This window comes from Solirubrobacter soli DSM 22325, assembly GCF_000423665.1.
In the GTDB taxonomy this organism is placed as follows: domain Bacteria; phylum Actinomycetota; class Thermoleophilia; order Solirubrobacterales; family Solirubrobacteraceae; genus Solirubrobacter; species Solirubrobacter soli.
On sequence record NZ_KE384070.1, the window covers coordinates 1 to 12,248 of the forward strand.

The window sequence follows — 12,248 nt, forward strand, 5'->3', positions numbered from 1 at the left end:
GGTGCGAGATGGTTCGCGCAGTTGGCAATTGCCGGAGCTCGGAGGAGGCCCTGATGGCGATCGTAGCCGGGTTTGATGTGCACCGTAGGCAGATCACGTTCGACGCGCTCGAGACCGACACAGGTGAGGTGATGCGTGGCCGGATCGCGGCCACGCCGGCAGCGGTGACCGTGTGGGCGAAGCGCTTCTCCGGTCGCGAATTGCACGTGGCGGTGGAGGCCTGCACCGGGTGGCTGTTCGTGTGTGACGCGCTGACCGCGGCAGGCGCGGTGGCGCATCTGGCCGAGCCGGTAGAGACGCGCGCGTTGCGGGGTCGCAAGCGCCGGGCCAAGACCGATCGCGAGGACGCCCGCTGGCTGCGGGAGCTGCTGGCTGAGGGTCGCTTGCCGGAGGCGTGGATCCCGCCCGAACACGTGCGTGAGTGGCGCTCGCGGGCGCGGCTGCGGCACACGCTGATCGGCGAACGCACGCAGTGGATGCAACGCATCCAGGCGACGCTCTATCACCACGGCGTCAGCGGCACACCCGAGAAGCTGCGCACCGATGAGGGCCGCGCCTTCCTGGCCGCGCTGCGCCTGCCGATCGACGCGCGCGAGCGGATCGAGGTGGCGCTGACGATGATCGATGCCATCGAGTCCCAGATCGCGCCGCTGGAGCGCGACCTGCGCCAGCTCGCGCGCCGCCAGACGGGCTGTCGCGCCCTGATGGGTCTCTACGGGATGGGCGAGTTGACCTCGCTCGTGACGCTCTGCGAACTCGGCGACGTCGCCCGGCTCTCAGCATCGCGCAAGGCGGTCCGCCTCGCCGGGATCGACATCGGCGTGCACCGCTCCGACCGCCGCGCCCGCACGGGCAAACTGACCCGGCAAGGCTCCCCACAGCTGCGCTGGGCGCTCTACGAAGCCGCGCTGGCAGCCTGCCGGCCCAGCAGCCCAGACCACGCCGACTACCTCGCACTCAAGGCCCGCGGCCTCAGCCACACACGCGCATCACTGACGATCGCCCGCAAGCTCGCACGGCGCTCCTACCACGTCCTACGCGAACTCGGCCCCAGCGCGCTGGACCGAGTCGCAACGGCCTGACCGCAACGGCTTCAGGGTCGCTTCGCCACGCCCACCTTCTCAGATGACCACCACCCTTCCGGCCAGCTCCCGCAGCTGCTGCGGCTCCCGCCCACGGACGGCGGCCCACCAAAGACCGAGCGGCCGGAGTCACTCCAACCGGACTGACCCATCGACCATCACGTCACCGACCCCCGCCGGGTCGCGGACCCAGATAAGGCCGGGCATCCACGGAGCCGACCCGCCAGCCAGCGAACACAACCACTCACCACCACTGCCCCTTGACACCCAGCCCGATTCAGATAAGCAGCACCCCCGAGAGCGGCCCAGGGGGGTGGCAAGGAAAACCTAACTCAGAGGACGGTTTTGCTCGCCACCCCCCCGGGGCAAGGGCCAACACCAAGCCGTGGCGCGGCCGCTGCTCCGTTCGCGTGGAGGCGCAAGTTCGGACCGATCCGGTCTTCGGTAGTCAGCGAGATCGAGTCTTCGCGTGCGGCGGGCACGCAGACGAGCACCTCGACCGCCACTGTGACCTCCACCGCCGGCGATGCAGCGCTGACAGCGGGCGATGCCTCACCGCTCGCGCCGGGACGCCTGGTCAACGGGACCGCCGCGCTGACGTCGCCCCTGCAGATCAAGGCCGCCCGCGCGGCCGGGACCGGCGGGGATCGGCGCGACCGAGACGCTCCGCTCCGGCATCTGCACGAAGGCCGTGACCTACACGCTCGCAACCACCAATCCGTGACCGACCGCGGGGCGCGGCGCCCGTCCGCGCCCCGTCAGCGGTCGCCGGGTCGCGGCATCCTTGCCATGGCTGCGACGGCGTGCTCGACGTCGATCGCCCGGGCTCGAGCAGTGCCTGAAGTTGGAGGCCTTCGAGGAGAGCCAGGAGCGCGGCCGCCTGTGGTTCGGGGTCGATGGCTTCGGCGGCGAGGACGGTGTGCGAGCGCGGCAGTTCGGGGCGTTCGGTGTACTCGCGGACGACCGCCGGGAAGAGCTCGGCGAACGACCAGCCGTGTTGCCGTGCAAGGCGGAGGAAGCGGTCGGCGTCCTGCTGCTCGCGGAGCTCGAGAACCGCGAGCAGGAGCTTGACCTTGGAGGGGAAGTAGTGCAGCAGGGCCTGGCGGGTGACGCCGAGCTTGCCGGCGACCATGTCGAGTGACGTGCCGCGGTAGCCACGCGCGGCGAACTCGTCCATCGCCGGCGGGGTCGCTTCCGCCGCGGCGGGCCGGCGAAGTTTGGGGCATTCCTGCCGGGTGTCGACCGCACCTACGAGGCCGGCTCGACCGCGAACGTCATCAGCACCGCCCGCGATGCCTTGGTGTCGGTCGACGGCGGGCGTCTCTCGAACGGCGCGTTCACGCAGCCATTCCTGCGACAACCCCGAGCTCCGCGGCCAACGCTCAGGAGCGAACCCCGCCGCGGCACGATTCTGGCCGTGCTCTCCACGTACTCGTAACTCGTCGGATTCGACGGGATCGAGTCGGCTGAAGTCATTTCATTCGACGTCGTGCGTCCTCTCTTCCCACGCCGTGACCGATACCTGTTGGGATGCGTCGCAAGCACTCGTCGCCTCGTCATCACGCGCGGGCGAGCGCCCGGTGGATCGCCTGCGCGGTCGCGATCATGTCCTCGCCCTGGCGACGAATCTCGGGAGATTCGGCGATCGCGCCGTTGCGAGCGGCGATGCACTCCTGGCCGCCTTCGAGGAGGTTGAGGGCGAGCTCGCTGAGCCGCTGACGCGCGAAGAGCAACTCGACGTCCCCGGCCGGCTCGCCCCAGTGGAGCATCTCGAGCTCGTCAGCGCACTCGTCGAGGAGCGAACGCGCCGCGTTGAACTCTTCGCGGTTGGCCAAAGGCGTAAGCCAGTCCGGCTCCCAGTGGGTCATGAGGTCAAGCCGGATGGCGGTGGCGATATGCCTCGCCTGTGTCGGCGTGACGGTCACGACGATCTCGCCGGATCTGTGTTGAACGGCAGTCATGAGCTTCTCCTTCATTGCCTTGCCGTGCCACGGGTTTCCGTGCTCCGGCGCTGGGGCGACGACGATGTGACCGGCCTCGAGGACGTCGTGGCGCGTGCAGGTCCCGCGCGGGTTCGTACGGGCTGTCGTTCGGCTCGAGGTCGTCGGGGGCACCGAGCAGGCGTGCTCCATTCCGGCCGCTGAATGAGAACCGCCCGACGGTCGGCGGCTCGGAATCGAAAGCGGGGCTGAAGGGCATGTCGGCGCTCCTTCCGGGTCGCTGAGATAGCCGACCTCACGAAAGTCAGGCGCCGCTGCCTGAGAGCCAGACCCCGGCGGAGTGCCCTTCAAAAGCGAAGGCTATCGCAGGCGAACGCCACGACGCGCTGGACCCGTCGCCGCCGTCGGCTGCCGCTCCTGCCGGAGCTCGCGAGGCGCAAACGATGCCACCTCGAGCGATCTCTGAGTGTTTCAGAGCAAGCTGATCACGTCGATTCGGCGATTCAGGCAATGAATCGGTCGACGCAGGGTTCTCACGTGACACTCAGAAACCGACTCAAAGGCATATGAGAGTCTGAGATCGAATTTCGCGGTTGAGGCAACAAACAAACGTCGAGGGGGTTGACGGGCGGAATTTGCGGTAGGTACGCTCGGCGACGAGCGCGCACGAGGCGCGTGGACGGGTCCATCGTCGCAGCGAGGAGAGGGATCAATGAAGGGTTTGAGCCGTAGGCGCTGGCCGACGGCGATGTCCGCAGTCGTGGCCGGGACGGCGCTGGGTCTGGTGGCCGTACCGCAAGCCATGGCGGCTGACACCGTCGCGCCGGTGCTGGGGACCGCGGCGTTCGCCGCGTCCCCGGATGGCAACAGCAACTGGCGGATCTCGGTGCCGCAGACGCTGAACTTGTCTGCCACTGACGACGTGGCAGTGTCGAAGTTGCAGTATTCGTTGGACGGCGGCGCGACCTATGTCGACGCGTCGGTGACGGCGGGTCCGGCGGCGTCGGCGGCGGCGGCGTTGTCGCAGCAGGGCAACACGACGGTGCGCTACCGCGCGGTCGACAGCTCCGGCAACTTCTCGCGCGGAACGGCCAACGGGACGACGTTGAACCAGGCCGCGGCGGCAGGGGCGACCGGGGTGCGGTTGACGAGCACGACCAACCGGACGGTGGGGGAGACGATCTGGATCGACTCCGGCGCGGGTGCCGAGCAGGCGACGATCGCGTCGATTCCAACGCCGGCGCCGGCCTCGCCCGCCCCGAACGTCACGCTGGCGGCGCCGCTGGCCGGCGCGCACGCCGCGAACGCGGCGGTGGCCAGCACGTACAACACCATCACCTCGCAGATCGACACCAACGGCCCGATCGCGATCTGGGGCACGTCGCCGACGACGCTGGCCGCGGCCGCCGTGGCCGCCGACACCGGCGTCCGGCTGGCGAGCACGACCGGCCGTGCCGTCGGTGACACGCTGCAGCTCGACCGCGGCGCCAACGCGGAGACCGTCAAGATCGCGAGCATCGTCACGCCCGCGCCGGCGGCCCCGGCGCCGAACGTCACGCTGGCGAGCCCGCTGACGAAGGGCCACCTCAGCGGCATCGCCGTGTACGTGCCGCAGGTCGTGGACGGGAAGATCCTCCAGTCCCAGACGCTGACCCCGATCTTCGCCGATCCGCGCCTGAACGACCCGACCGACACCGTCAGCAACGGCGCCGGCGGCGGCGCCCCGCGGCGGATGTCGATCGACGGCACGCAGATCATCCCGAAGACGATCGCGATGAACACGCTCACCGTGGGCAAGCACACCACGACGGTGTCGCTCCAGGACAGCGGCGGCAACACCGCGAAGTACACGAACGTGTTCGCGGTCACGACGTCGTTCGCCGACCTGTCGACCGTGATCGACCAGCTCGCGAACAACGCGCTCAACACGACGAGCAACGGCGCGCTGGCCGTCGGCGCGATGGGCGTGCGCCTGTCGACCCCGTGGGGCTTCCGGCCGGGTCAGACGATCGTCATCGACTCGGGCGCCAACCAGGAGACGGCGACGGTCGCCAAGGCGCTCTCCCCGCCGCCGACCGTGAACACGACGCTCACGGCGGCCGCCTCGGCGGGCGCGACCGCGGTCCGGATCGCGTCCTACTCGTCGGAGGTGCTGCCGGGTGGAGCCCAGCCGCCGAGCAACAACGGCCCGGTCGTCGGACAGCCGATCGTGCTCGACACGGGCGCCAAGCAGGAGGTCGTCACGGTCGCCAAGCACATCTCGCCGCTGCCCGCGGCGCCGGCGCCGAACGTGATCCTGAGCGCGCCGCTGGCGTATGACCACGCGTCCGGGACGGCGACGAACCTCAACAACATCATTCTCACCGCTCCGCTGACGAAGGCGCACGCGACCGGCGTCACGATCTCCAACCCGCGCGGGATCATCACCGCCGCGAAGCAGACCGAGCTGCAGGGCCTGCTGGCCGATGCCAAGACGAAGTCCGACGGTGGCGACACCGCGGGCGCGATCACGTCGCTGCAGTCGTTCGTCACGGCCGCCGGCACCAACGCGGTGCTGTCGTCCGCCGGCAAGGCGCTGATCGCTCAGCTCCAGGGCACTCCCGTCGACACCTCGGGCACCGGCGTGACCGTCGGCGCGGCCGAGCCCGGCGTGCAGGCGATCCGCTTCTTCTACAACCCGATGATCCCCGCGCACATCCCCGGTGCGGGCTACAAGGTCCTCATCACGGGCCGCGCCGGCGGCTTCCGGCACGAGTCGATCGTCGACTTCGAGTGGATGATCCAGCAGCTCGGCGCCCAGAACGGCTTCGACGTCGACATCTGGGACCCGGCCATCGGCACCACCCCGGGGCGCAACGCTCCGGCCGGCGTCTCGCTGACCACCAGCCCGTTCCTGGATCTCAACACGCTCAAGCAGTACAAGACGATCATCTTCGACTCGACGGTCGGCCTGAGCGGCACGTCGACGGTCAACGGGACGGAGTTCGCCAACCTGCAGCAGTACATCCGTCAGGGCGGCGGCTTCGTGTCGATCCACGGCGCGACCGACTCGCTGGAGAACGTGCCGTGGTACATGGACCTCAACGGGGCCGGCTTCACCAACCACGGCAGCAACTCCAACGGCGGCATCCTGGTCGACACCGGCGCGGGCGGCAGCGTCGAGTACGTGACCGCCGATCCGGCTCACGCGTCGATGGCGGGGGTGCCCAACCGCTTCTTCAGCGTCGACGAGCTCTACAACACCAACCGCAACCCGGTCGACATGGGCATCGTCCATCCCCTGCAGTACGAGAACGAGGACTCGGTCATCAACCAGATCGGCTACAGCCCCGGTCCGCTGATGAACTCGGACGTGCACCCGATGACCTGGTGCCGCAACTTCGAGGGCGCCCGGTCCTTCACCACGGTGCTCGGCCACAGCTGGGTGTACGCCGGCGAGTCGTGGTTCCAGTCGATGATCCTCAACGCCATCCAGTGGACGGCCGGCCAGCGCTACGACAACTGCGTCACCTTCAACGAGGCGCGGGACATGCTGTCGGCCGCGGCGGCCGGCGGCAACGTGACGGCCGCCGGCAACACGGCGCTCAGCTCCGCGCTCGAGAGCGCCGACGCTGCGCATCGCGCCGGCAACGACGCGTCCGCGGCGACGTTCATGAAGACGTTCGTCGCCCAGGCCAAGAACGTGGCCAACTGCAGCTGCGCCGACGGTGGCACGGCGCTGCTGGCGCTCCAGTCCAAGGGCGTCGAGCTCGTGAACTGGATGAGCGGCAACGAGACCGAGCCGCCCGCGCCGAAGTTCACCGCGGATGCGTCGGGCGGCGTCGGCGGCAGTGTGCCGGCCACGCTGGCGCTCGCGCTAGGCGCGCCCGCGCAGTTCGGTGCCTTCACACCCGGCGTGGCCAAGGACTACACGGCCACGAGCACGGCCACCGTGGTCTCGACCGCCGGTGACGCGACCCTGTCGGTCGCCGATCCCGCCGGTACCAACACCGGCAAGCTCGTCAACGGCACGTTCGCGTTGCCGCAGACGCTGCAGGCCGGGGTCGGCTCGGCGTTCGCGCCGGTCGGCGGCTCCGCCGCCCCGACGACGCTGAAGGCCTGGTCGGCGCCGACCTCCAACGAGGCGGTCACGATCAACTTCAAGCAGTCGATCGGTGCCAACGACGCGCTGCGCACCGGCACCTACAGCAAGACCCTGACGTTCACGCTGTCGACCACGACTCCGTGAGCTGATCGTCGACGAGCCCGCGGGTGCGCGAAGTGCGCGCCCGCGGGAACGCCGACCTCAGTGTGACGTGACCGCAGGCTGGGAGAGCGCCGACGCGAGGCCGGCCCGCGTCCGCGGGGCTCCGCTGACGGCTGCGCCCCAAGCGCTGAAGCCGCGGGCGTCGACCCTCACAGTCGGGGACGTATTTCCGGGCGCCCTTTGTGCTCTGTGTCGCACAAGCGCCGGCAACGGCGACCGTGCAACTCACATCAGGAGCTCGTATGACCCGCCCGTTTCGCAGGATCCTCGCCGGCGCCCTCGCCACGGCGAGCCTGGTCGCCGTCGTTCCCGCTGCCCAGGCCGCCACCTACTCGCAGCCTGACCCCAACGAGCCGATCATCTGCGTCCGCTGCGGGGCCCTCACCCCGATCCAGCTCCCCGGGTGGGTCGTCAACCCGCCGATCAAGCAGGTCGAGATCGGCGCTGTCGCCCGTCCGTAGCGACCACGGATCGCCGCCCGCACCGCGAACCGGTCGCGGGCGGCGAGATGCTCTGAATCGTTGCCGGCTCGGGGCGCGGCAGCGGGTGGTCAGCGCGCGGCATCCTCGGTTTCGAGGGCCTGGAGCCCCATCGCGCTGATGGTTCCTAGGTCGTGACCAGGCAGAAGCCGTTGCCAAAGGGATCCGCGCAGCGCGTCAGGCTGCCCCAGTCGCCCGACTCCTGGCCCTCGACGCTTCCGCCGAGCCTGGTGATCTCCGATGTGGACATCGCGACGTCCTCAACGGAGAAATCGAGGTGTACCGGCGTCCAGTGTCTCGCGAACGAACGCCCCTCGGTCGCCGCGAGAAACGGCATCGAGCCCTCAGGCTGCAGGATCAGGTAGAGCTCGTTGCCACCCGCGGTCAGCTTCACCGTCCGCGAGGTCCGCCCGACCTCGGTGCACTGGAGCGCCTGGCAGTAGAACGCGGCGGCCTCGTCGAGGTCGGCCACGTCGATGCAGATCCTCACCGTCGTCATTCGGCGCCACGATACTCGTCACCGATGGTTCCCCGAAGTGGCATTCCCCCGGTCCCACTCCGCCACCGAGCGTACTGAGACCGATCGCGCCGGGGCCGCTTCGACCGCCGACGTCCTGACTTCTTACGATTGACTGAACGCTTCCCGCTCGAGGACGTGGCACACGCCGACGGCCAGTAGAAGTTCGCGTCCTGCAACCGATGCCAGGGGGGATTCGTGCGTCGCGCCGTTGTGGTCGTGTCGGTCGTGTTGTCGTCGCTGCTGTTTGCGGAATCCGCGTTCGCGCAGGCCAAGTTGGCCGAGGTCACGGCCAGGCCCGAGTCGGTGTCTCCGGGCGACCCGGTGCGCCTGGCGGCGAGGCTCACCGAGCCGGCACCGCCGGGAGGCACGGAGGTCACCTTCGACGTGCTGTTGGGGGGCGGAAGGCACCTACCGGAGTACAAGGCCGTGGTCCCGGGCGGTGCGACGAGCGTGAGCCAGGATGTCTATCTCCCGGCGGCGTTCCGAAGCACGACGGAGTACTCGTTCAGGGCGTCGGTGAACGGGGGCTCGTTGCTCGCGCCGCAGGACGTCCTCATGCCACCGCGCGACGAGGAAGGGTGGGCGCTGGACTCGTTCACCGGTCCCGCGGCGCTCGTGCTCGCGGGCCCATTTCGACCGTTCACCTTCGTGATCAACAAGCCCGCGCCGCGCGGCGGGCTGATCATCAACACCTCCGGCGGGTACACCGGGGAGGACGGCGCGTACGTGTCGACGAACGGCGACGGCAACGGGCTGTACTTCCCGGAGGGCACTCGCCGGGCGATCTTCCTGGCCAACACCGACACCAGCACGTCATGGGGCTATTGGAACCCGTCGCCGGTGGCGATGCTGGCTGAGATCGGGCCGCAGCAGGTGGGCCGTCCGCCGACCTCGCGGCTGCGTCTCGACTTCAGTCACCTGCCGCCCTGGTTCGCGCTCTCGCAGGGCTCGATCAACCCCGGCGGGACACTCGTGATGTCCGTCGGCATCGGCAATGCACCCAACCCGAACGGGACGACGATCTCGCTCTCGTCGGACAACCCGGACCTGATCGTCCCGGCGTCCGTCTTCATCCCGCCGGGCGAGGCCGGCGTGCAGTTCACCGCCTCCGCGCCCGCGCTCACGAGCACATGGTTCGCCCGTGTCACCGCGGCGTGGGCCGGGCGGACGACGCTCTCCGACATCTACATCCAGACCCCAGGTGTGCCTCAGGTGATCCCCACACCGACGCCGACACCGGCGCCGATCCCGGCGACGATCAGGCCCGGGGGATTTCCGACGATCACGAGCGGTCCGTCGCACAGCGCCCCGTCCAACGGCACGGCGACGTTCGCGTTCGAGTCCAAGCCGAGCCCGGGCGAGCAGCCGTTCCACTTCGAGTGCGAACTCACCCGCGACGGTCTCAGCCTCGGCCGCGAGCGCGGCGAGCCCTGTGCCTCGCCGATCACGTACACGGGACTCGAGCCCGGCAGCTATCAGTTCGGCGTCCAAGGCGTGGACGACTTCGCCTTCCGGGGCTCGCAGCGCAAACGGTCCTTCACCGTCAATGCTCCGGCGCGGCCGTTGCCGGCGCCGCCTGTTTTCTCGGCTCCGGCGACCACGCAGACCGGGTGGGTGGTGCTCACGGGCACCGCCGAACGCGGCGCCAGGGTCGAGGTCTATGACAGCGCGTCGGGGCCACGCTTCCCGGCGCCGTTCTTCACGGCCGGCGCGTCGGTCATCGACGGCCGGTGGCGGCTGAGCGTCAACAACCTCACCGAGGGCAGGCACCAGCTCTCGGCGCGCACCGTCAACGCGACCGGCGCCTCGGCGCTGACCGAGCCACAGCCCGTCGTCGTGACCACCGGTGGCGCCGTTCCCTCGCCGACACCGACGCCGACCCCCGTCGCGACCCCGAGTGGCCCACTCGACGACATCTCGCCCAACGACCGCGCCGTGACCGTCACTGGGACGCTCCCGCAAGCGACGACGGGCGTCTTCGGTGGCGCGTTCGCGTTCAACGGCACCGGCAGGCTCCTCGTCGCGCAGTTCACGATTCCGTACAAGCACCGGATGGGCGCGTGGGTCAAGCCCGACGCGAGCATCGCGTCCGAGCAGACGATCATCGGGCAGTGGAAGACGGGAGCCACGCCGGGTGACGGCGCTTCGATCGCCCGCCTGGTCTACGACGGCGCGGCGCGGCGGGTCATCTACTCGGTGATCTGGGCCGGGACCAAGCCGCGCACGGTGACCGCGGCCTCGCCGGCCGGCAGCGTCGCACCGGGCGAGTTCCACCTGGTGGAAGGCGGCGTGCGCGACAGCGAACAGGTCGTCGTCGGCGTCGACGGGCGCCTGTACTACGACGGCAATTACGCCCCCTACATCGCACGCGGTGACGGCACGACCCCGTTCTCGGTCGGCGACGCCGCCAACGGCGGCTCACCGTTCCGAGGCGTGATCGACAGCCCGTGGGTCCTCGCCGTGCCGGCACCGAGAGCAGACGCGTACACGCCCGTGCAGCCCGTCCCCGGTCCGCTGACCCAACTGCTCCTCCCGTTCGATCAGGCGCCGGGCACGCCGACGCCCACTCCGACTCCGAGCCCGACGCCCACTCCGACGCCGACGCCCACCGCGACTCCGACTCCGACCGCGACCCCCACCCCGACGCCGACCCCCACCCCGACGCCGACCCCCACCCCGACGCCGACCCCCACCCCGACGCCGACGCCGACCGCGACGCCGACCCGAACCCCGACCCCGACCCCGACCCCGACTCCCACCGCAACGCCCACCCCGACTCCGGCGCCCACTCCGGGCCCGGTGTGGGCGCCGCCGGCGCCGGCGATCACGGCGCCGGCGTCCTATAGCTGGAGCCGCAGCGCGACGCTCACGCTGTCGGGCACGGCCCAGCTCGGTGCGACGGTCGAGATCTTCGCCGACGGGGCATCGCTCGGAACGACCACCACGAGCGCGTCCGGCACCTGGACCCGGACCGTCACGGTGGCCGCCGACGGCGCGTACCTGTTCACCGCCAAGGCGAGCAACCTTGGAGGGACCTCGCCGAGCTCCGCCGTCCGGGTCATCCAGATCGACACACGCGCACCCGCGGCACCGGTCATCATCGCACCGACCGGCAGCGCCCCGACCACGTTCACACTCACCGGTACCGCCGAGGCGGGCACGACCGTGGAGGTGTTCGAGGACGGATCGTCCCGCGGAACCGTGGCCGCCGGCAACGGCACATGGTCGAAACAGTTCACCGGCGCCCCGAGTGGGACGCACACGTTCACAGCGCGGACGACCGACATCGCCGGGAACACGTCGCCGGTGTCCGCAGGCTCCTTGCTGCGGATCGGCTGAAGATAACGAGGTCGTGAGGAGACCGGTGACGCCCGCGATGCGGCACCCGTCACCGGTGCGTGCCGCGTCAAGGCGGTGCAGCCAGTAACGCTTGTCGATTTGACGGGACCAGAGGTGAGATCCGTCGAGCGCTTGGAACCAAGCGCATATGACAATTTCGAACCTCCTCACGCCTGGCGACGCCTTTCCGCCGTTGACGCTCGTTCGCCCGGGCGGTGACACGCTCGGGCTGCCAGTGCCTGGTGAGTACACCGTCGTGTTGTTCTACCGCGGCAGCTGGTGCCCGTACTGCAACGCGCAGTTGCGGGCGTTCGAGCGTGCGCAGGACAAGCTCGCCGAGGTCGGCGCGCATGTGGTCGCGCTCTCGATCGACGACGAGGCGACCACGCAGGCGACCATCGACAGGCACGGCCTCAGCTTTCCGGTCGGCCACAGCGCCGATGCGCGCGCGCTCGCCCAGGCGACGGGTGCGGTGGTCAACCCGGACGCCGGCTACGTCGAGTCGACCGGTTTCGTGGTCGGGCCGGAGGGCAAGGTCCTCGTCGGCGTCTACTCGACCAACGCGATCGGCCGCCTCGTGCCTGACGACGTGATCGGGTTCATCCGCTACGTCCGCGAACACGAACACGCCGCTGCCTGAGC

General features: G+C 69.9%; 8 protein-coding genes. 5 read left to right on the forward strand and 3 right to left on the reverse strand.

The annotated features are described in order from the left end of the window. Positions 1–1,082, forward strand: a 1,082-nt coding sequence (locus G569_RS0132920) for an IS110 family RNA-guided transposase (RefSeq protein WP_211233068.1), incomplete at its 5' end; no start/stop codon positions are given. Positions 1,083–1,695: 613 nt separating this feature from the next. Here the strand turns inward: G569_RS0132920 and G569_RS61730 are convergent. Together G569_RS61730 and G569_RS0132935 are read right to left on the reverse strand one after the other, a co-directional pair. Beyond that, positions 1,696–2,442, reverse strand: a complete 747-nt coding sequence (locus tag G569_RS61730) for a TetR/AcrR family transcriptional regulator (protein WP_169542298.1) — start codon at positions 2,440–2,442, stop codon at positions 1,696–1,698. Positions 2,443–2,641: 199 nt separating this feature from the next. Beyond that, the gene (locus G569_RS0132935; RefSeq protein WP_157592482.1) at positions 2,642–3,058 is read right to left on the reverse strand and encodes a hypothetical protein; all 417 of its coding nucleotides are present in this window, start codon (positions 3,056–3,058) and stop codon (positions 2,642–2,644) included. Between the two features lie 712 nt (positions 3,059–3,770). Between G569_RS0132935 and G569_RS0132940 the strand changes: the two genes are divergently transcribed. Both G569_RS0132940 and G569_RS0132945 read left to right on the forward strand, forming a co-directional pair. Next, positions 3,771–7,250, forward strand: coding sequence for a ThuA domain-containing protein (locus tag G569_RS0132940; RefSeq protein WP_157592483.1), 3,480 nt, complete (start codon positions 3,771–3,773; stop codon positions 7,248–7,250). A gap of 260 nt (positions 7,251–7,510) precedes the next feature. Then, entirely contained in the window at positions 7,511–7,729 is a 219-nt protein-coding gene (locus G569_RS0132945) for a hypothetical protein (protein WP_028066571.1), read from the forward strand. 145 nt (positions 7,730–7,874) lie between these two features. Here the strand turns inward: G569_RS0132945 and G569_RS0132950 are convergent, their stop codons facing one another. Further along, on the reverse strand, positions 7,875–8,219 hold the full coding sequence (locus G569_RS0132950) for a VOC family protein (protein WP_169542299.1): 345 nt from the start codon (positions 8,217–8,219) through the stop codon (positions 7,875–7,877). A gap of 243 nt (positions 8,220–8,462) precedes the next feature. Between G569_RS0132950 and G569_RS63240 the strand changes: the two genes are divergently transcribed. Further along, positions 8,463–11,606, forward strand: coding sequence for an Ig-like domain-containing protein (locus G569_RS63240; RefSeq protein WP_157592484.1), 3,144 nt, complete (start codon positions 8,463–8,465; stop codon positions 11,604–11,606). Between the two features lie 148 nt (positions 11,607–11,754). Then, complete coding sequence (locus G569_RS0132960) at positions 11,755–12,246, forward strand: peroxiredoxin family protein (protein WP_037501038.1); 492 nt, start codon at positions 11,755–11,757, stop codon at positions 12,244–12,246. The last annotated feature ends 2 nt before the right edge of the window (positions 12,247–12,248 follow it).